Genomic DNA, 21361 nt, shown 5'->3' with positions numbered 1-21361 from the left:
ACACAGGAGCGTCGCTGCTGTAGACGGTCCGCGACACTGGCGTATGCGTATGCGTATGCGTAACATACTGCACTTCGCGGCGGATTATAGGCAAGTCACCGCAGGGTATGGCGAAAAGGCGAAGGCCGCACGCTACCGGCACTACGCGGCTGTTGGCGCCTCGTACCCGGCATCGTATTGGACGTCACCGGTGTAGCCTGCCTTATAGGCATTGCCACCAATCACCCAGGTATACACCCACACACCGCCTGTGACCAACGCACCAAGTGTAATTTTGAACCAGTCTGGTAGTGCCGACGGCGTGACAAAGCCCTCCAGGACACCTGAGACAAAGAGCAATATCACAAGGCCCCCAGCCACAGTCACCATCGTGCGTCCAGCAATACCAACAGCACGTCCCCGTGTTAATGATCCTGGAACCAGCAACGTCCAAAAGACACGCAACCCAGCTGCACCTGCGATGAAGATTGCGGTGAGTTCAGGTATGCCGTGCGGCAGAATAAAACGGAAAAAATGCCACCAACCGCCGTATTCGATAACAACTGCAGCTGTCTGTCCAATTGATATCGCGTTATTGATCAGCACATACACCGGGAAAATACCGGTGACACCGGCGCCTACGCACTCGACTGCGATCAGTGCGTTATTGAGCCACACCGAGGCGCCAAATTGCGCATGTGTATCTTGGCTGTAGTAGGCAACGAAATCGTCTTTAGCGAAGGCTTCAAGTTCACTGGCTGACCCCATATAGGTGAAAACATGGGGGTCACGTATCAGCCACCACACTTGGATAGCGGCGATGAAGATAAATGCGCCCATGACGCCTAGAGTCCACCAGCGAATTTGGTAGAGCGCAGACGGAAGGGACAGTCGAAACCAGCGTGAAATCGCGGCAGCTGAGGCTCCCTGTGTGCCTGTGAGTCGCCCACGCGCCTGAGCAAGGTCAGCTGAAAGCTGACGGATCACATCCGTGTCAGGACTCAGCGCACGCACATCGGCTAAATCAGCGGTTCCTTGCCGGTAAAGCGCAGCTAGTTCATCGATTTCAGCGCCACTTAGCCGACCTTTTCTGCACAACGTATGTAGACGATTCCAGTTGTCTCTCCGTGCGGCTCTTAGCGCATCAATGTCCATTAGGCTAGCGTGTCATATATGACGGCTTCGCGCGTACCTGACACTACGGAATATCGCAGACTGAAAGACGAATCAATCGTCACCGGCGCTGCGGTCAAACTTGACATTCACCCGGCTTCACCTATGTTGCGCATAGCGGCGACCCTGGTGGACCTATCGTTGAGCCTGATGACCTTATTATGTGTCTTGATCGGCATTGGCCCGCATATTGAGATTCAAACTGCTTCGACGCAACGGATCGTGACGATATCCGCCATTGTTATCCTCACCTTCGTCCTCCCTTTCATCATGGAACTTGCTACACGCGGCCAGTCACTTGGGAAATGGGCATTTCGTATTCGGGTGGTCCGTGACGACGGTGGCGTAGTGAGTGCACGACACGTGGCAATGCGCACCCTGGCGGGGATCATCGAAGTGTGGTTGACCTTTGGGGCACCTGCCCTGCTGTCAGCCATTGTCTCACCTCGCGGAAAACGTTTTGGCGATATGGCGGCAGGCACTACCGTTGTGCAGCTACCCGAGGCACGCTCTTATCCTGCGTTAGTGATGCCACCAGAGTTACAGCAGTGGGCTTCTCATGCACAAATACTTCCGCTGCCTGCAAAAGTTCATCGTGAAGCACTGGAGTTTTTACGGGTGAACCGCACCCAGGTTCCGGCAGTGCGCACCCAAGTGGGCAACAGCCTCGCTGCGCAAATATCCTTGCGGGTCGCGCCCCCGCCTCCGCCGGGTACCCACCCGGAGCGGTTTATTGCAGCGGTCCTGGTTGTGTTGCGTAACCGCAATTACCGGCGCCTGCAGCAGCGCGAGTCAAATGGCCGCCAACGTCGCGATGCGCTGACTACCCAAGGGCCGGTGCCACTTAGTCAATAACGCGGAATTGTCCCCGGCGCTGCGCCCATATCGATGCAGGGTCAAGAGGGTTGTCACTCGGCCCGGGCGTAGTGTCCTTGGCGGAGACATCGCGCATTATGGGAGCAGGGCCGTTCGTGGAGGTGGACGGCTCATTGGGTCCGAGGCCAGGGGAAGTATTTGCACCGCCGTTAGGTGCGCCGGTGCTGACGATCCCACTGCCCTGCTCTGCGTCACTATTGTCGCTGTCAGCGGGAAGGGTTGTGTGAGCGGAACGTGGCGTAGCGAAAGGTCCGAATTCGACGCCACGGAGGGCATGTGCGTTGCGATCGGCGGTGCGGCTCGCTTGGTGAGGCGAAGGTGCCTGCTGCTGAAGCGTAGCCTCGCGTTGTGTTGCGGTTGGCAGGGTGTAGATCGTTGCTTCAGGCTGGGTGGGCCGAGGCGATGCCTCCGCTGCTCGTGCAGCTGCCGCTTGTCGCACGGCGTCAGCCAGGGCCATCAGGTCATCTTGTGACGGTGGTGCGGGTTCAAAATGTGTTTGTAATCGAACGATTTGCCATCCACGCGGAGCAGTTAAGTGTTGTTGATGCGTATCGCAAAGGTCGTAGGTGTGTGGCTCGGCTGCGGTGGCAAGCGGCCCAAGAACAGCGGTCGATGCCTGGTAGTCATAGGTGAGCGTAGCAACTGCTTCACGGGCACATCCGGGTTTTGAACATTGTCTTGCTGAAGTCACCGCTTCACTGTACGCCATTAGGAGCACGTGGGCATGTAGGGTATTGTGCGTGTGCTCTACTCTGCTGCGTCCTCCTCACCGTGACCGCCATGGTCGTGGCCAGCGTGGTCCGACTTTTTTCCCAGGGTCACGCGCGTGGATGACACGGAGGGAAGCCTTTGATCGCCTTGTTGCTGATGTTGTTGCGGAGTTGACGAGGCGGTGGCCTGCAGTGTCCACCATTGAATTTGCGGTCGAAGATGTTCCCCCATCGGCACCTGCACCGTGGGAGGATCATGGGGTTGTGACTGCCCGGATATTTCCTGCTGACCGGCGCCGCGGCCTGTCCGATCGGATCGTCGTGTATCGGCTGAGTGTGCTTCGTCGCTGCTCCTCTGAGGAACTCCCCCAATTTCTTCTGCAGCTACTTGCAGAACGTATCTCCCATCTGCTCGTCATTGACCCCGACGATTTGGACGAACTGTTGGGCTAGCGGGAAGCTTTGGGGCTAGCGGGTAGTATTCTGGGCTAGTGGACGGCCAATGTTCTGGGCCCCAGGGGTGGCTCCGCAGCATTCACCGTGCCTTCCGAATCTGTCACCCTACGCCGCGGGCCTGTACCCATACGCTGCAGGCATGTCACCGTACGCAGTTACGTTCACCACACGCCGCGGGCCATGCCCTGTGCGGCCCAAATCCGCGACCGTGCGCCGCAGGCCAACCCCAGTGCGGTGCTACTAGTTATTGACGTTGACACTGCCCACTTGTGCTAGGGGGATTCGCCCTCCCAGTGGCCACACGGCACGCAGAAGTCCCGTTGGTGTTTCAACAGTGACACGAATGGCGGCATAGATATCGCCATCGGCGGACAGCGTCCCTGCTATTTCAGGGGCATCCATGGTGACCTGCGTGCCGGGCGCGATTGTTGTTTTCTGAGACGTGCCTGGTAGCGTCACGGTAACAGCCTGAGTAAGTGAAGTGAGGATCAGTTCGGCAGACACCGCGTTGACACCATCGCGGGCATCAACCTGTGAGGCACGTACCGGGGCCTGAGTGAGCACTTCCTCCACATGAGAGTGGAGTTGCGATGCTGAAGGTAATTCGAAGGCACGCGTCAGTTGAGCTGAGGCCAATACGGACCGTTCACCCCACGCTTCGTCACTTTGTCCCCAAGGTTGGCCCGCCTCGTCAACTATGACGTGCGCAGCGAGTGCTTGATCTGCCTCAACAACGAGGGTGGCGCCGCCTTGTGTGATGGCGCCCAGCGGCACGTCAATCACCGTTTGGGCGGGCAGGTCCAAGGTGCCAGCAGAAAGCTCCACTGGCCCATCGCTCCCTAGCAGCGTGAGCGTCGCGGTAGTCGCTTGCCCACCTGTATTGGCCAGACGCACACGTGCCTCCGTCAGCCCTTGTGCAATCCCCGGGATGACAACGCGAGTGGCGGCTGGCGTGGCCACTGTCCAGGTGGCACCAAGAGGCCGTTCGCCATCCATCGCGGAGGTCTGCATCCACGCTGCCACACCTGGCCCGTCAGCTTGGAGGTGCAAGGCCAAGCGACTGAGGTCTGGAAACCATGTGCCGGGCAGTATCCGCACCTGACTGTGTGCAGGCACGTTGACCTGTTGGGGAGGCTGGTTAACGTATCCTTGCGGCCCGATGCCGGTGATGGAAACCACCGATGGTGTTGAAGCAGGGTTGGCAAGGACAATGATGGCGTCCTCCCCCACGGTTGTGGCGCCAACACTGAGCCATTGGTCGCTCGATGCGGGGCTACACGGCGAAAGAGATAGTCCACGCATTTCTCCGCCACTTTGACCTGCGATGACGACGCCTGAAGGTAACTCAAGGATGCCGTTGGCTGCGCGCGACGTGATCGTTGCGTTGGCCTGTGTAGTAGTCCACGCGTCGTCTACTGATGACCATTGGTGCGACGTCGTGGCTGTACCGTCTGGCGCGAAGGAGTCGATCGTGCCCGGTGGGCATGCGAGGGTGAGTTCAGCTGGGCTGGACTGCGTTTCGAGGCGACTGACGGTAACGATCGGAAAATCGGGAGTGTGGGGGCCAAGGAGCGCTAGGGCAACCAAGGCGGCGCCTGTAATGGCGGCGGAGCTCCGCAACAGGAGGATCGGGGTGCGACTCATTGTGTCCTCCGTGTTGGCACCAGGGCGATCAGTGCCCACGTGAAGCTCAGTGCGCATGCTGCCCACCAAGGGTAGAGCCACCACGCGGTGTGCCATATGCGCACGTGTCCGCTGTTGGGTGCGTCAAAACGCTGTTGCCATCCCTGGGGGTGTGCCGTGAGTGCGACACCGTTGAGGCTGGCTTTCCACCCGGCATTGGCGCGTTCCGCAAGTACAATCTGCCCGGCATACTCAAGTTGTGTGTCAACAGTAATGTCGCTGGCATTCAACGGTGCAGCAGCGTCGTTCGTCACAAGCGTGACACGTGCCGGTTGTGTGCCGTCAGCGCGCAAGCGCCACAGGTGTCCCGCGGAGGTGGTGCCAACGCGTTCGAGGCCGGGGGCACGGTTCAAGGCTTCTACCTGAGCAGGCATGGACTGGTCTGTGGGGATGAGTATCGTGTCGACCGCGTGCGTGGCAAGTGCCCGGGCAGTAGTAATGTCGGGGTATGTGGTCAGCGTCAGCGCCAGTGATGCCAATTCGCGTGTGGCATCGTCCCATGTTGCTGTTTGGGCATGGTATAGCGCGAGTGCGCGGGTGATTGCCGAGGCGTCAATAAGGGTGTCGCCGTTATGTCGCCATAGCGCAGTGTTGAGTGTGCCGTCAGCGCTAAGTGTCAGTACGAGGATTCGTCCGGCGCGTGGGGACGCTTGCCCTTGGGCACTTAACGCAGGGACGATCCGTATGTCGTTCGTAGCCTCGGTGGTGTCATCGGTACTGCTAACACTCGGAGTTGTATCGGTTGGAATTGGGGTCACTGACGTGGTGGGCGTGGGCACAATAATGAGGTAGGCAGGAAGTGCGCAGATTGCGCACAACGCGGCGGCCACCGTGAGTGTGCCCAGCAGGCCGTGAGCTGCCACGGAACGTCGTGGCGCTGCATCACCTATGGCCTCCATTGGACGCGTGGCAATCAGACCTGAGAAGAGCAGAGCGAGGAAGCCTGCGGACAAAACAATGCCTGTCCATGTTCCTGCGGGTGTTGCATCGACGAGGCGGGTAGGAGTATTGCGGAGCACCCATGCGGCACCCACTGTGAGTAGCGCACTTGGCAGGACGAAAGCAGCGAGGCGGCCAAGGAGGCTGTTGGCAGTGCGACGAGCACTTATACATGAGATGAGTGCCCACAGGTAGAAGGCGACTGCAGTGGCGACGAGCACCCAGTTCAGGGGCGCCCAGGCAAGTGATGCTGGTACGCCAAGGGCTAGCATCCAGGCGGGTGCGGCCTCGACATGTGGCAGCGGCCCACCGACTGCCAACAGTGCTGGCCAAGCCCCTTGGGTACTCGCGGCAACATATACGGTGGGGGCAACGAGGATTGCTGCTGGTACCAAGGTGGCCAGTAGAACAAAGATGCGTTTGCGCAGCCACGGTGTTGCAGCAAATACGAGGAGAGTCAAGATGGCGAGCATCAGCGGTTGAGCAGCAATAATGGCGGCGCTGCTGAAGGCAGCGACACCCAGTGCGCCGTGCCTGGGTGGAGGTGAGACTGACAGGATGCGGTCTGCGCCTGCTACATGGCGGGTGATGCGTAGTCCAGCCAAGCTCAGCCACGAGGCGAGCAGTAACGGCAGGGCAATGTGGGCCAGTGTCCCTGCGAGGATACCCAGATGTTGGGCTGCCACAAGGGACGGTGCTCCTGCCCATAGTAGAGCGGTAGCAGCGCGACGAGGCGCTGAATAGGTGAAACGGCTAGCTAGAATCCATGCGGCTGCCGCTGATAGTGGTGTCGCAAGCCAGATAGCCGTCACTGCAAAGGCATGTGGCGAGTGTCCCAGAAGAAAAGCTGGTGATGCCAAGATGGCGAAGACCATGGCTAGCGGGTCTGCTGGCGAGGCGTGACCGTCACCTCCGGGGATCCAGCTGGCCACAGCCGCGCCCCACAGGTCCGCCATTGATTCAGGTGCGCCTGTCCACGTGAAGGTGAGCGGCGCGAGGCTGTATGCCCAGCCAATAAAGGCGACAATACCGGTAATAAGAGCGACCGTGGCCACGTAAAAAGCTGTGGTCTTACGGTAGTCATTAAAGGCGCGTCTAGCGACGTCATCCAAGATATCTGAGGTGGCAACGTGTTCGACGTGCCGAATGAGTTTGCGTCGTTCTTTGATGGCTTTGATGGGGGTTTCTAGTGGCCGCAGAACACTCAGTGGAGCAGTTGCTGCTTTCGCATTTCGCCGCCGCGAGGCAAATATGTGCCCCGTTGCGGGTAGAAGCCTTAGCCATGCAATGAATTCATCGGCCGCCAATCGTGGTGATCCTTGACTGAGGCGAATGATGGCGCGGGTTGGGCACAAAATGGCAAGCCACAGCATCAGGGGGATCAGTGACCACCAGGGGGTGGCCAGGAGCCAGTTGTAAAGCTGCGCTGTGCGGCGACGCCTAAACGATCGGTGGGCGTGATAGCTGTCTTGTGTGTGTCGCAAACGCGCGAGCGGCGCGGCAACGACCCGGTAGCCTGCACGGTGGAGTCTGCGCCCATATTCTAGGCCTTCACCGAAGGGACCAAGGAAAGAGTCGAATTCTCCGACTGCGTGCCAGGCTTCACGTGACAGCAGCATTCCGGCGGTACCGACGGCTAGGACATCTGTCGTATTGTCGTACTGGCCTTGGTCGATTTCGTCGGGCAGCATACGCTCGAGGCGTCGGCAGTCTTTGGAGGCATGTATACCCAGTTCAACGAGTTGGGTGCCATCGTCGTTGAGCTGTTTTGGGCCTACGGCGCCGATCGTGCGTCCTTGGTCGGCGATGCGAGTGAGTTCTTCCAGACACTCCGGTTCGGGGATTGTGTCGTCGTGCAGGATCCACCAGCGTTCATAGCCACCTTCTTGACCTGGTGCGCGCCGATTCGCTTCTTGGGAGGTCAGAGCTTTATTGAGGGCCGTCCCAAGTGTTGTGGCGCGAATATGGATAAGGTCGGCGCTGGCTGGTACTTCGCCGTTGCGCAGCACAGGGGCTTTTTCGCCGGGGACTCGTACATCGACAACGAGAATGCCGCCTGGGGCAAGGGTTTGGGTGTGCAGTGCACGGAAGATTTGTTGCAGGGCTGGGGTAGAGCCTCGTGTGATGACAACTGCGAGGGCTCCACTTCCCCGAGTGGGTGGGACGGGCGCGGTGAGGTCGGCGCTCATACGACTGTGCGACGCATTTTGCGTCGTTCACGCTCCGAGAGTCCACCCCAAATGCCGAAGCGTTCATCGTTGGCAAGCGCGTATTCGAGGCATTCTGCACGTACGCTACATGCTTTACACACGGCTTTGGCTTCGCGTGTTGACCCACCTTTTTCGGGGAAAAAGGCTTCAGGATCTGTTTGGGCACACAGCGCGTCTTGCTGCCAGGCAAGTGGTCCTTCGTCGATTCCGTTGAGGACATCGTCGATAGGGTTGGTCCACGCGATGGGCCCGTCACCGAAGATGTTCCACACGACGTTGTCTCCTCAATCGAAAAACTTACTAGATGTAATTACACGCGTGTCATACGTGTTTCGTCAAGCGGTTTGGTGTAAATGAGACGTTCCCATCATCTTGTCGGGCGTGTCGTTATGGCCCATGACAGTTATCGTGGATCACATGACGTTACTGCCTGACCTTATTGACCGCCTTGCCGCAAATCCGGGTCCTGCGCTGACCTACTACGGTGTGAGTCGTATGGAACTTGGCGGCCCGGTTGTGGCCCGATGGATGGCCAAGATCGCCAACCTGCTGGAGGATAACCTCTCCCCTGCGTTGATGGGTGGCGAGGACACGGGGTCTATCGTCATTGACCTTGGTTCGACATGGCAGGGTGTGCTGTGGCGGATATCAGCATCCCTCATGGGGTGGCGGGTGTGCGACCCTCGTCAAGCGGCTCAGGCACTGCCGCAGGCGCAGCTTTCTCCTGTGGCTCCCACAGTTCAACTGCCCACAGTAAAGTCGGCCGCACCAACACAGCCCACCCCACGGCAATTCGTATCTGAGCCGCCCGCCCCACCTCAGTCGGTATTACAGGAGCCCGCCACGTCGCAGTCCGTATCGGAGCCACCCACCCCACCATTGCCTGCATTACAGGCCGATGTCTATGTGACAAATGACGCTGCAGCCGCCGAAATATACGTGACGCAAGGTCTAGCTACCCACATCCTCATGCATAACCTGTCGCCGATGGCCTTTACGTGGGATGGCGCACTACCTGCTTGGACGGTGGATGCATTGGGTGAACTCATGGCCCAAGCTGACGGACTTGTGGTGGACACGCCATACGACCCTACTCCGTTGGAACTGGCGTCACGCCGCTATCGTGTGCCTACGTGCGAACGCCTCGCGACGCATACGCGCACCCCTGAGCAAGATGCGGAGTTGACGGTCGCATGCTGGACTGTGGGGTCTTCTCTTGTCCTTATTGATCCACTCCGGCATCCTCAGGCGCATCAACATGCGGAGATTGCGCGCGTTGAAGGCGCCACACTGCTCTCAGATTTCATGTAAATGCGTGGCATATTGTGTGTGACGAAGCCGGTAACAGCAGTGCGCCTCGTGGTGTGCTTAGATTTCGGCTTGTGAACGCCGTGGCTGTGGGGTGGTAGGCACGCACAGCCGCATACGTCACGCTCAGCCGCATACGTCGCCTCGCCTGGTCTTTTATGGTGTCGCCAAGCTCTTCAGGCATAGCCTGGCGACGCTAGCGGGTCGCGCGTGCGTCAAATAGAGGCGCCAACTCGTTATCCACCATGGTTAACGCCGAGGCGATCGCCATATGCATATCAAGGTATTTGTATGTGCCAAGACGTCCACCAAAGAACACCTGGGATTCACGCGCCATGAGGTCACGATAATGAGCGAGGCGTTCACGATCCTGTGGGGTATTCACCGGGTAGTAGGGCTCATCGCCTCGCTCAGCAAAACGTGAGTATTCCCTAAATATCACTGTCCGGTCGCTGCGATAGGCTCGTTCGGGGTGAAAATGCCGAAATTCAATGATGCGAGTGTATGGCACATCAAGGTCGCCGTAATTCATCACAGGACAACCCTGGAAATCCCCTGTTTCCACCACTTCACGTTCAAAATCAACCGTGCGCCACGACAGGTCGCCTGCGCTGTAGTCAAAGTAGCGGTCCACTGGGCCGGTATAAACAACCGGTACCTGTCCGGCAACCGCGGCCTTGTTGAGTGGGTGGGTCGGGTCGAAAAAGTCCGCCTCAAGGATGACATTGATGAGGTCTGCGTCCGCCATGCGGGTCAGCCACGCTGCGTAACCGTCGGTAGGTAGGCCCTCGTAGGTGTCGTTGAAGTAACGGTTATCGTAGGTATAGCGCACAGGCAGGCGCGAAATAATCGAGGCTGGGAGTTGACGCGGGTCAGTTTGCCACTGTTTTGCTGTGTAGTTTTTGAAGAAGGCTTCAAAAAGGGGACGTCCTACAAGGGAAATACCTTTGGATTCGAAATCGGTCACCTCTTGGTCGGACACCTCAGCGGCTTGAGCAGCAATAAAGGTGCGTGCTTCGTCTGGTGTCATGGCGGCGCTGAAGAATTGATTGATCGTGCCGAGGTTAACGGGCATCGGGTAGACGACGCCCCCAACGGTGGTCCAGACCTTATGCACGTAATTGGTGAAACTGGTGAAACGGTTGACATACTGCCAGACACGCTCATTGGACGTATGAAAAAGATGAGCACCGTAACGGTGTACTTCAATCCCCGTATCGGGATCAATCTGCGAGTAGGCATTGCCCCCAATGTGATCGCGCCTGTCGATGATGGTGACACGCAGGCCCCACCGCTCGGCACATTGCTGGGCGACGGTCAGTCCGAAAAGGCCTGAGCCGACAACAATCAGGTCCGTGTTTTCCATGACACCCTCCATCTGGCAGGAAACTGGATCCAGCCTAGCGGCTGTTGGACGACTACTGGGCTATTTTTCGCGCACCTGCACGAAATCACGTGCAGCAGTAAGTATCCCTCGGGAGTAGTGTCGGTATCCGCCTGTGACGTATTCCCTCATAATCGGCCAAATGCGCCTAAGTCGGGCCAGTGGCAGCGCCATGCGGAACTGCTGGTGAACGTATGCAGCCTGGAGGCGCTCCCATTCCTTGCGGGTCCCAATACCTCGCGCTGGTAGGACCTGTGCTGCGGTTCGTGCGCGCGTAATACGTCGATGATCGTCAACAGGATCTGGTGCCATCATGCGTCGCACTCGGGCGATGACGCTTTCTTTTTTCGCGCCGATTTGGTTGCCGCCGTGTTGACGGTAGTCGGTGAGAACCTCAGGAATCAGCGTGAGGCGCCCGGCGGTGGCTGCGCAGATGGCGAGCCATTCGTCGTGGATCCATCCATCTGGCACCGGCATCATCGCTCGGGCGAAGGGGCCACGCACAGCTGCGGTCGCGCCAGTGACCATACTGCGACGCAGTAGTACCGCGAGGGCGTCACCGTCCATGAGGTTACCGCGTTCCCATCGGCTTGCCTTAAGTTCGTCAAGGAGAAGGCCGCTGATCGGCTTGCCTTCACCATTGACGAGGCGCGCATCAGAATGGACGAGGTCCGCATCCTGAAGTGCTTCAACAAGGTGCTCAACTTTTGTGGGGTACCACAGGTCATCTTGGTCACACAGGATGATCACATCACCAGTTGTGGCGCCGATTGCGTCAGAAAAATTGGCGGCGACACGCAAGGCGGGGTCGTGGTGGCGAATGACGAGGCGGATGTTGCTCCCGGCGACAAGGGTCTGCACGATGTCGATGGTGTTATCCGTCGACGCGTCATCGCCAAGGACTATTTCATGTACTTGCCGGGTTTGGTTGAGGATAGAAGTGACCTGTTCTGCAACATAGCGTGCCCCATTGTGAGTACACAGTGCCACACTGATTGTGGGATTGTCCGGCAGCGGCGTTTGCGTCGACACTGAAATTGGCGCAGGCCCAGCCGACGACACAGACTCACAATGGGGCGGTATCCCTGGGGCAGGCTCAGTGTGGGGCATCGACCCGGATGGCGACGCAGGCTCATTTGGCTTTGTCATAGCACCCTACCTACATCACAACTCGGCTTTGAATTCCGCCCGCACTGTGCGTCTGAGCCCTTCTTCAATGGTGAAGGGACGCCTAAAGTCACTTTCCTCCAGCTGTTCGGTACCCACAATGGTGGATGCGGCAAATTTCCTGATTCGCACAGACGATACCGGTAAAGGTTTACGGAGGATGACAGCGAGTCCGTCGAATGCGTAGCCGCCAAGTAAGCCGAGCCACAAGGGTACCTTGATGTTTTGGAAGCGATGTTGGTCTAGGGCGTTTCTGATGGTGGTGACCAGTTCATTTGTTGTCAGGTCGGGTTTGTCACCGTAGTTAATCAGCGTGTACCCCTGGGCGTGTTCCACTTGGTGGGCGAGGAATGCCGCAACGTTGCCGACATAGGCCATGGATTTACGGTTATGTCCGTCGCCCACGATCAGGAATTTTCCGCTCGCGATCTGTTTCATTAGGGTGTACACGTTGCCGCGGTTGTTTTCACCGAAGATGACGCAGGGACGCACGATGGTCAACGTGCCGTTGGTTTCTTTTTGCCAGCTACGGAAGACCTCTTCTGCGGCGAGTTTGGTGCGCCCGTATTCATTGAAGGGGCGCGGCTGATCAGTTTCAACCGAAGTTCCCGAATCGAGGCCGTAAACCGCCACTGTGGAAGTAAAGATGATGCGCGTGATGCCGCACCGCCTCGCCACTTCGACTGTGTGAGTAGCGCCGTCGACATTGACGCTGTGGTACAGCTCAATAGGCTTGACGTCGTCGCGGTGCTGTGCGGCAAGGTTAATGATGGTGTCGCATCCTTGGGCGGCCTCAGTGTAGGCATCCACGTCACGCACATCCCCTTGGATGGTGATATCTGCAAAGTTGGGGTTGACAACCAGGTCATAGCATCGCACGTTGTGTCCGCGTTGACGCAGTTCAGGGATGAGCCTGGACCCAACGAATCCGCTTCCACCAGCAATCAGTACGTTCATGGGGTTCACCACAGTCCAATGAGTTCCGTTAGGGCAAGGCCAATTTGGTCGCGTCGGCGCCTTCTCAGATGTCGGCAGTGCCATGCGAGCCGGAGTCGGGCGAGCAAACCTTTGTCGGTGAGCATTCTATAAGTGTGTTCAAGGTCTGCGCGCAGCTGTGGGTCAGTGCTCACAGCGCCAGCCCACTGTGCGGTGAGGGCAAACTGTTGACGGTACCAGCCGGTACCCAGCATACGCGCTCGACGTTTCAGGGCGTGGGCACCGTCATTAGCACCCATTTCGTTTGCTTCGTGCTGTCGGTAGGCTAATGTGGGCGTTCCATCAATGTGCCAGGCGAGGCCTCGGGCGCGAAGTAGTGCGTAGGTAAGCCAGTCATGGAAACCTACCTCATCGATATCGACTATGCCGGACTGAAGGTCTGCGCGCAGGGCAGCAAATGCAGCGGGGGTGAACACGTAAGTGGATCCGGGACCTGCTGATTCACACACGAAGTCCAAGCGCCGTTGTGGGTAGTCTTTGCGGATGCGTCGGGTCGTACCATCGGGGTAGAGCGCGTCAATTGACGAGGAGACGACATCAGCGTTGCGGTCACGGATCAGCTGGATTTGATTGCCCAAGCGGTGCGGGTACCAGATATCGTCTTGGTCAGCGAAAGCGACATATTCGTCCAGCTGAATATCGGCATGCGTGACGAGGTGGCAAAAGTTTTGCGCCGAGCCACTCTTTCCGCTGCGGGCTGGCATGAGCTGCACTCGCTCACAGGCGCGCAGGATGTCGCAGGTTGTGTCGGTGGAACCGTCGTCACTGGCAATGACACGGACGTCGACGTCAGCTTGACTCAGTATCGAGTCGAGCTGTTCTTTGATCCACTGCGCGCCGTTGAAGGTCGCCATGAGGACGACAACCCGGGGAATTGGTGTCCCCGGGTTGCCTAGTGGGGTGTTCAAGCGTCACTGCCCCTTTTGAGCATATTTTGCTTCAACCTCGTCTTTGAGGGGTGCCCACCATTCTTCATTGGTGCGGTACCACTCAATGGTGTCAGCAAGGCCGGAGCGGAAGTCAACGAATTGAGGTTCCCAGCCGAGTTCTTCACGCAGTTTGGTTGCGTCAATTGCGTAACGCAGATCGTGTCCAGCACGGTCAGCGACATGGTCGAAGTCATCTGCGGGATACCCCATGAGTTCGTTCAAGATGGCGACAACATCTTTGTTATTGGTTTCGCCATCAGCACCAATAAGGTAGGTTTCGCCAATGCGGCCTCGGGTGAGGATTTCCCACACCGCAGTGTTGTGATCACGCACATGGATCCAGTCACGCACATTGAGGCCATCGCCGTACAAGCGTGGGCGCACGCCGCGGATGCGGTTCGTAATCATCCGCGGAATGAATTTTTCGACGTGTTGGAATGGGCCGTAGTTATTCGAGCAATTCGAGATTGTGGCTTCCACACCGAACGAGCGTACCCATGCGCGCACAAGCAGGTCGGAGCCTGCTTTTGTGGAGGAGTAGGGAGAGGACGGGTTGTACGGAGTGGTCGGCGTGAATTTCGCGGGATCGTCGAGTTCAAGATCGCCGTACACTTCGTCGGTCGAGATGTGGTGGAAGCGCACCTTGTGGCGGCGCACGGCCTCAAGGAGCACGTATGTGCCGATGAGGTTGGTGGTAATGAAGGGTGATGGGTCGTTCAGGGAATTGTCGTTGTGCGATTCGGCAGCGAAGTGCACAACCGCATCAGCCTGTGCAACGAGGGAGTCCACCAGGTCCGCATCGGCAATATCACCCTCAACGATGGTCAGACGCGCTTGCTGAGCTGGATCGGTGACAACAAGGGAACCGTGGTTACCTGCATAGGTAAATTTGTCGAGGACGACGACGTCAACCTCTGGGTGATCCTCAAGCAGTGTGTGGACGAAGTTGGCGCCAATGAAACCCGCACCGCCGGTGATAACAATACGCATGGATGAACTCCCCATCGCTCAGACAGTTGTCTACTTATTATGCCTTACGGCTGCAAAAGTATTGACTATGACATTCTTGTCAGTTCGTGCTATTTTATGCACAGCTTTCACTTTAATCCCATTGACAACTGGAGTAACAGGATGTCCGTTATCGCTTCGGCCACCAGTGCAATGACGGCGCTGAGTCTTGTGGGCATGATGCTCACGTCCCCCATGCCTGCTGCGATTCACGCACCAACTACTCCAGAGAACCCGGCTACTCCAGAGAACCCGGCGCCCGTGCAAGTACTTCAACTCACCCAAGAAAGTGGTGAACCAACTGAGGTCGCAACCGCGGAGCTCGAGGATATTGCTGTTGCAGGCAGTGGTACTGCCATACGGTCAATTCACCCTGCGCTATTCAGTGTTACCGGTGACATTTCGACTGACTTTGCTCACGACTCTGCAGTACTTACACCACCGGTGGAAGTTGATCCGTTTATGGTCGCCGGCCTCACTTGGTCAGCTGAAAGTTTTCTTGCTCCAAGCTCCCAGGTTTTCATCCGTGTGCGCGAAGGCAACCAATGGTCCACGTGGCATGCACTTGATGCAGAAGATGCCGCGCAAGATTCAGGGCAAGATTCTGCCACTGTCGCTCGCAGCGGCACTGAACCGTTTATCACTAGCGGCGCTAACGCATTCCAAGTCCGCGTGAGTGGAGCAGGCGCTGCCCTTCCGTCTGATCTTCGCGTGTCCCTCATCCCAGCGACGCCGGAGGGCGAACTAGTCATTGAGCAGGCTGAAGTTGTTGAAACTATTGCTGAGCCGACGCCGATCAACTCTCAAAACGAAGTTTCACTCGAATCGGCTGTTAGCCAGAGTGGCACGTCCTCGTCTCCGGTCGGAATGAGCGTGAAGACGTCGACATTGTCGCGTTATTTCCCCGCCACGACAACAAACACAACTTTTCCTGTCGCTGTGACGAGCCGCGCCCAGTGGGGTGCTGATGAATCAAAAATGACGTGGACACCTCGCGTCGTGGATGCTCCGTTTGTCGTAGTACACCATACTGCTGGCACAAATACATATACCCGTGATGACTCTGCCTCTATCGTCCGAGGCATTTACAATTTTCACGCTGTTCAGCTTGGGTGGGGCGATATCGGATATAACTTCCTCGTTGACCAGTGGGGACGCGTTTTTGAGGGCCGCAGTGGTTCCCTTGCTGCTGGTCCTGGGAAGATGCCTGTGGGCGCTCACGCTCTTAACTACAACACGGGTAGTCTTGGGATTTCGATGATGGGAACCTACACGACCACCGCACCGAGTGAAGCCACACTTCTTTCGGTGGGTAAGGTTGCTGGTTGGCACCTCAAACGTGCGGGCGTCGACCCCAGCGGTAGCGGCGTATTTCCCGGTAAAACTCAAACACTAAAACGTATTATTGGCCACCGGGACGTCAACGCTACCGCATGCCCTGGGGATGCAGCGTACGCCAAGCTCAGCCAAATTCGCCAAATCGCGGCAGGAAGTCCGCCGCTGCCTCGTGCAACCGGCACATGGCAATGGTTTTATGACGCTGCAGGACGAATTAGCTGGTATTTTAACGACAACAACGGTGTCCCAAAAAAGGGTTGGCTACTTGACGCTGGGAAATGGTATTACCTTGATAACACCGGAAGAATGCACACCGGATGGCTCCACATTGATTCTGGAACATATTGGCTAGACGGTACTGGAGCGATGTCCACAGGAGTCACCCGAATCGGCGAACACACCTACTTTTTTTCGCCATCAGGAACCCTAACTACTGGCTGGACGGCAGATTCCGATATGTGGCGATGGGGCGATGTGGAAGGGAAACTTGCACAGGGGTGGAAACTTATCGATCAAAAATGGTATTACTTCAACGAGTCTTTCGTCATGCAAACAGGATGGCTCCAATTTGGAGATACCTACTATTGGCTCACTTCACAAGGAGCAATGACTACCGGACTGTCAATTATTGACGGACACGCGTACCTATTCAACGAGCTCGGTATGATGACGCGTGGATGGAGCCAAGTTGATGCTAACTGGTACTGGGCAGACCACAGTGGAAAACTCGCGAAAGAATGGAAAGAAATCCACGGAAAGTGGTACTTCTTTACAAACAGTTACGTCATGCAAACCAATCCCCTAGTTCACCACAGCATAACCTACATCTTTGATGCTAGTGGACACATGATTCACGGCATCCAACAGGTCCACAACTCAACACGAACCAACACGTACACTTCCCCGGTAACAAAAGGGTGGCAACAACGCCCCGACTTTTCCGGAAACATCGCATGGTACTTTCATGATGACACACTTCAACCAAGAACTGGCTGGCTAAAAGACAAGGAAAAGTGGTATTACCTCGATGCAAACGGAAAGATGCAGACGGGGTGGCTCAACTCGGGAGGCTCACGCTACTGGCTCGATCAAAACGGGCAAATGGCAACGGGACTCACCCGAATTAACGGCTTTTCGTATCATTTTGCTTCAACAGGAGCACTAGCATATTCATGGATCCAACTGGACGGTAAATGGTTTTGGGCTGACGATAAGGGCACTTTGGCAACCGGATGGAGACATATCGGCGATAATTGGTACCACTTTCACACCAACCATGTGATGAACACAGGATGGCTACGCAAAGGCTCGGTGTATTACTGGCTATCCCCAAACGGCGACATGGTAACTGGGCGCCAAACAATTGGTGGTCAAGAGTACTATTTTACCTCGTCCGGTCAGATGACTACTGGATGGTTTACAATAGGTCAACATTGGTACTTGGCCGACGCTACGGGACGATTGGCAACCGGTTGGGCCAACGTCAATAATGCATGGTACTACTTCAATAGTAGGCACCAGATGCACACAGGATGGCTCCAAATTGACTCAACACATTATTGGCTTCAGCACAGTGGTGTCATGGCTACAGGGCTACAACATATTGGTGGTAAAGAGTACAACTTTGACAGCTCTGGTGCCCTGCTCAATACACAACCGCACAACCCACGAATATTCAATCCGGCAAATATCATTTCCAACAACGAGATGTTTAATTCAGCTACTATGTCCCTGGAACAAATCAATACCTTTCTCCAACAGAAAGGCGCATCCTGTATCTCATCTGTATCAGCCGTCCCGTGTTTAAAGGACTACCGCGTAACTTCAACGACAATGTCGTTACCGTATTGTTCACCTTATTTGGGCGCTACTAACGAAAGTGCAGCGCAAGTAATTTCTAAAGCTGCCACTGCTTGTGGCATCAACCCACAAGTGTTAATCGTCTTATTACAAAAAGAACAAGGGCTCGTTACGGCAAACTCTACATTTCTCAGCGAGGATAGATACAAGAGGGCAACTGGTTTTGCTTGTCCCGACGGTGGAGGATGTTCAAGCATGTATGCCTCATTTCCCTTGCAGGTGTACGGTGCTGCTTCTCGACTTATTCAGTACGGCGAAGAACCGAATCATTTTACCTATGCTGCTGGAAGGAACTCCTGGATTGCGTTCAATCCAGACAAAGCATGTGGTGGTTCTCGTATTACGATCGAAAACCGTGCAACAGCCGCCCTATACAACTACACCCCTTATCAGCCAAATGAAGCGGCGCTTGATAATCTTCAAGGACCCGGGGACTCATGTTCCACCTACGGTAATAGAAACTTCTGGCGTTTATACACTGACTGGTTTAGGGTCCCCTAACGAATTAACTAGCTCAATGAGTAAGCAGACTGCCCCAACCGAGTCTTGTCCAGTTGATAGGATCCATGGTGAAGTAGGCACTTGCATTGCAAGTTCATAGTCTTTGCTTATCTGAGATATGCAGGAGGTAGCTACATGAGGTTCACAAGCTTTTTCGCGTTTCTGCGTCCCCTCAAAGCTGCACTCGCACGGTCAGATAGTGGCAACCGAATTTTCTCCCCACGTTCGGTATTCTGTGTATCCTTTGTCGCCTTTTTCCTACTGACATTGATGTGGGCGCTTTCGAATCCACTGACAGCTTCACCTGACGAGCAGTCTCACATTAAAAAAGCAGCGGCAACTGCATATGGACAAGTATTTAATTCTGAACTCCTTGCTGATCGTATGGTCTCAATCCCGGAGTTTTATCATGATGTCGAAGCATACACGTGCAATGCGTTCGAGCCTGACCTTCCGATTTCTGCGTGCGATTTATCCCGCCTCACCACAAAAGAACACCCGGACGGCTGGGTAACCGTTCCAACTCCAGCTGCACGATACAACCCTCTCTATTATGCAGCAGTAGGATGGCCTGCACTGATATTTCACAATGCTACTGGCGTTTACCTCATGCGAACACTTAGTGGCCTTCTCGGGTCACTATTCCTAGCCATTGGATTTCGTGCTCTCCGCCAGGCAAAAATTTCCGCGATCGGTTTTATTACCGCGACTGGATTCATCACACCGATGGTGCCCTTCCTCATGTCCTCGGTTAACCCGCAAGCACTCGAAATCACTGCTGCTTTTGCCCTCTGGTGTGAACTGCTCCTAATCATTCGCGCTACCCCGATGTCCGCTGTGGGGCCACGGATGTGGCTTCTCGCCTTTATTGCTTCCGCTTTCACTAATTCTCGTGGACTAACGCCATTTTTCCTCGCACTAATGGTGATGGGCGCAGTATCACTTCAGCCATGGAACTTTTCAAGGCGAGTAATCAAAAATCGACGTTCTTGGGCGCCAATGGCCACGATTTTTATCGTCACTATTGTCGGCTCCGTCTGGATTCTCACAACGGGAGTGCTCACCTCAGAAGAGCCTCCACCGGATACTGCAGTGACACCGCGTTGGCTCGCTATCTACACTTTGAGGCAAACTGATACTTATCTCCAACAAGCCATTGGTTCTTTCGGCTGGCTACATGCTCCCCTCCCTTTGTCGTTGACTGCCGTATTTATTGCCGCTGGATTGTGCATGTTGGCCACAATTTATGCTGTGGCAAGTCGTAGAGAACGTTTCGTTGTGTTCTCCTCGCTCGTGCTGTACGCTCTAGTGGTTCCAGTCGCCCTACATGCCTCACAGGCGCGTACCCTCGGTATTATGTGGCAAGGTCGCTACATACTCCCGTTGCTCATTGGCGTTCCAATACTGGCTGCATTCGTTCTATCGGAGAAAGTTCTGCCATCAACTCAAGTAAACCATCGTCTACTACGATTTTGGGCTCTACTATTTGGAGCAGTTCATGCGTATTCGGTTATTTTTGAAATGCACCGTCAAATGCTTGGAATTAATGGGTCGTGGGATTTAAGCGAAAGTGCGTGGTTTCCACCAATTCCTCTTTGGCTTCTAGCACTTGTCCTCTCAGTGGTGTTGTACCTGCTTGTTGTTCTTTTCGACCGCGCACCTGAAAACGCCGAAAACACTACTCCCTGATCTCCACAAGGCACATCGACAACAAGATGTCCTATACCGAAGGTACAGACTGTTAATTTCAGAGCCCTGTTTCTACTATAAAAACTGATGTGCAGTGGGATGCGTACCGCTTTGGGACCGGTGACACGAGAAGGCTGGATGGTGCGCTCATCGAGCAATACGGCAAATAGTCAACCTAAGTGTTGGTAACATCTCAAGAAGTTTAAGGAGTAGTGCGGTGCTTTGGTGATCGAGTTGAAGAGGCCAATCATCCAAGTAACCCATGAATGAGGCATCAACAGGGACGCAGTCTACCATCGGGACATTATCGACGGAGTCTCGCCTCGTGGCAGATTTTCCCTTCTACACCTCTAAACGTCAGGTCAGAGAGACTGATCGACGCACCCTGGCTGAACTGAAAATAGAGAATGTGCTCCTGAAAAGTCGTAGCCTTCCGTATGTCCAAGTACTTATCAGAGTCAAGTTTGAACTGATTAGAAGTGAAGAAGAGAAGTTTAAGCTTGAGAGGCTATGCCAAAAACTGCGCCCCACACGCTCGTCGTAAGTTGACTGGAAGAAACGTCACAGAACTGTCAACGCCAATACCCAACGTCACCTAGAACTCGCTGGTGAATTCAAGAAAATTTTTTGCCCAACAGTGCCGTCCTCGAGCGGGACTCGAAAATAGTACAGAACTACGCAGGCAAGGTCATGACGTGGAACTCAACGCGATGGTACGTACCATGCGAGAAAATGACCTGGTAACAATCCAGTCTCGCGCATATAAAGAAGGGTTGAAGCGTGCTGGGTTTTGTTCCTACCTGTTTTTGAGTAGATAGGGACGTGCCTAAGAGGTATTCACAAGAGTTTAAGGATCGCGCGGTACGGATGGTTGGTGACCGTGTGGCTGATGATCCTTCCTGTACGCAGTGGAGAGCGATAAACGAGATCGCCCCACGGCTGGGGATATCGGTGGGGTCGATGCGCCGCTGGTATGAACAGTCGTTGATCGACACTGGTCAGCGTCCAGGACTGACCCGTCAAGAACGCGAGGAGATCAAACGCCTCAAACGTGAAAACGCTGAGCTGCAGCGAGCGAACGAGATCTTGAAACTTGCTTCGGCTTTTTCGCACGAGAACTCGACTACCCCGGGAGCACATGATCACGTTCATTGA

The 21361-nt window shown here is 55.7% G+C and carries 15 protein-coding genes and 1 pseudogene; 6 read left to right on the top strand and 10 right to left on the bottom strand.

The window, feature by feature from the left end:
* Positions 1 to 141: 141 nt before the first annotated feature.
* Entirely contained in the window at positions 142 to 1134 is a 993-nt protein-coding gene (locus G438_RS0102700; RefSeq protein ID WP_026460054.1) for a stage II sporulation protein M, read from the bottom strand.
* Between the two features lie 18 nt (positions 1135 to 1152).
* Here G438_RS0102700 and G438_RS10400 point away from each other — a divergent pair, with 18 nt between their 5' ends.
* Entirely contained in the window at positions 1153 to 2007 is an 855-nt protein-coding gene (locus G438_RS10400) for an RDD family protein (RefSeq protein ID WP_051259224.1), read from the top strand.
* A gap of 394 nt (positions 2008 to 2401) precedes the next feature.
* Here the strand turns inward: G438_RS10400 and G438_RS12595 are convergent.
* Positions 2402 to 2737 (bottom strand): annotated as a pseudogene (locus G438_RS12595) (DUF3499 domain-containing protein); the annotation flags it as partial.
* A gap of 121 nt (positions 2738 to 2858) precedes the next feature.
* Between G438_RS12595 and G438_RS10390 the strand changes: the two are divergent.
* On the top strand, positions 2859 to 3191 hold the full coding sequence (locus G438_RS10390; RefSeq protein ID WP_026460053.1) for a metallopeptidase family protein: 333 nt from the start codon (positions 2859 to 2861) through the stop codon (positions 3189 to 3191).
* Positions 3192 to 3434: 243 nt separating this feature from the next.
* Here G438_RS10390 and G438_RS0102680 read toward each other — a convergent pair whose 3' ends face one another.
* Genes G438_RS0102680 through G438_RS0102670 form a run of 3 tightly spaced genes read right to left on the bottom strand, consistent with a single transcriptional unit; the run spans position 3435 to position 8298 of the window.
* The gene (locus tag G438_RS0102680; protein ID WP_026460052.1) at positions 3435 to 4838 is read right to left on the bottom strand and encodes a DUF5719 family protein; all 1404 of its coding nucleotides are present in this window, start codon (positions 4836 to 4838) and stop codon (positions 3435 to 3437) included.
* The gene (locus G438_RS0102675; RefSeq protein WP_026460051.1) at positions 4835 to 8005 is read right to left on the bottom strand and encodes a glycosyltransferase; all 3171 of its coding nucleotides are present in this window, start codon (positions 8003 to 8005) and stop codon (positions 4835 to 4837) included. Before G438_RS0102675 ends, G438_RS0102680 begins: the two co-directional genes overlap by 4 nt.
* Positions 8002 to 8298 carry a WhiB family transcriptional regulator gene (locus G438_RS0102670; protein WP_026460050.1) on the bottom strand — a complete coding sequence of 99 codons (297 nt, stop codon included), beginning with the start codon at positions 8296 to 8298 and terminating at the stop codon, positions 8002 to 8004. The genes G438_RS0102675 and G438_RS0102670 overlap by 4 nt, the downstream gene beginning before the upstream one ends.
* Positions 8299 to 8443: 145 nt before the next feature.
* Between G438_RS0102670 and G438_RS11840 the strand changes: the two genes are divergently transcribed.
* A complete protein-coding gene (locus tag G438_RS11840; RefSeq protein ID WP_131245732.1) occupies positions 8444 to 9337 on the top strand; it encodes a hypothetical protein in 894 nt (297 codons plus the stop codon).
* Between the two features lie 193 nt (positions 9338 to 9530).
* On the opposite strand, the gene glf is transcribed toward G438_RS11840, so the two are convergent.
* From glf to rfbB, 5 genes are all read right to left on the bottom strand, one after another.
* The gene (gene glf, locus G438_RS0102660; protein ID WP_026460048.1) at positions 9531 to 10712 is read right to left on the bottom strand and encodes a UDP-galactopyranose mutase; all 1182 of its coding nucleotides are present in this window, start codon (positions 10710 to 10712) and stop codon (positions 9531 to 9533) included.
* 48 nt (positions 10713 to 10760) lie between these two features.
* Entirely contained in the window at positions 10761 to 11708 is a 948-nt protein-coding gene (locus tag G438_RS0102655; RefSeq protein ID WP_240470962.1) for a glycosyltransferase family 2 protein, read from the bottom strand.
* 174 nt (positions 11709 to 11882) lie between these two features.
* The gene (locus tag G438_RS0102650; RefSeq protein ID WP_034284892.1) at positions 11883 to 12842 is read right to left on the bottom strand and encodes an NAD-dependent epimerase/dehydratase family protein; all 960 of its coding nucleotides are present in this window, start codon (positions 12840 to 12842) and stop codon (positions 11883 to 11885) included.
* 5 nt (positions 12843 to 12847) lie between these two features.
* Positions 12848 to 13789 (bottom strand): glycosyltransferase, encoded by a 942-nt coding sequence (locus tag G438_RS0102645; protein WP_131245730.1) that lies wholly within the window; start codon positions 13787 to 13789, stop codon positions 12848 to 12850.
* 3 nt (positions 13790 to 13792) lie between these two features.
* Positions 13793 to 14800, bottom strand: coding sequence for a dTDP-glucose 4,6-dehydratase (gene rfbB, locus G438_RS0102640; protein WP_026460044.1), 1008 nt, complete (start codon positions 14798 to 14800; stop codon positions 13793 to 13795).
* 141 nt (positions 14801 to 14941) lie between these two features.
* Between rfbB and G438_RS11835 the strand changes: the two genes are divergently transcribed.
* From G438_RS11835 to G438_RS0102620, 3 genes are all read left to right on the top strand, one after another.
* Complete coding sequence (locus tag G438_RS11835; protein WP_051259223.1) at positions 14942 to 18517, top strand: N-acetylmuramoyl-L-alanine amidase; 3576 nt, start codon at positions 14942 to 14944, stop codon at positions 18515 to 18517.
* A 135-nt stretch (positions 18518 to 18652) separates the two neighbouring features.
* The gene (locus G438_RS0102630; RefSeq protein ID WP_026460043.1) at positions 18653 to 20206 is read left to right on the top strand and encodes a DUF2142 domain-containing protein; all 1554 of its coding nucleotides are present in this window, start codon (positions 18653 to 18655) and stop codon (positions 20204 to 20206) included.
* An 822-nt stretch (positions 20207 to 21028) separates the two neighbouring features.
* Positions 21029 to 21361, top strand: a complete 333-nt coding sequence (locus G438_RS0102620; protein WP_026460041.1) for a transposase — start codon at positions 21029 to 21031, stop codon at positions 21359 to 21361.

The sequence above is a fragment of the Schaalia suimastitidis DSM 15538 genome (assembly GCF_000429105.1).
Taxonomy (GTDB): Bacteria; Actinomycetota; Actinomycetes; order Actinomycetales; family Actinomycetaceae; genus Pauljensenia; species Pauljensenia suimastitidis.
The sequence above is the reverse complement of the archived record's forward strand: the minus strand, read 5'-3'. Positions and strand labels throughout refer to the sequence as shown.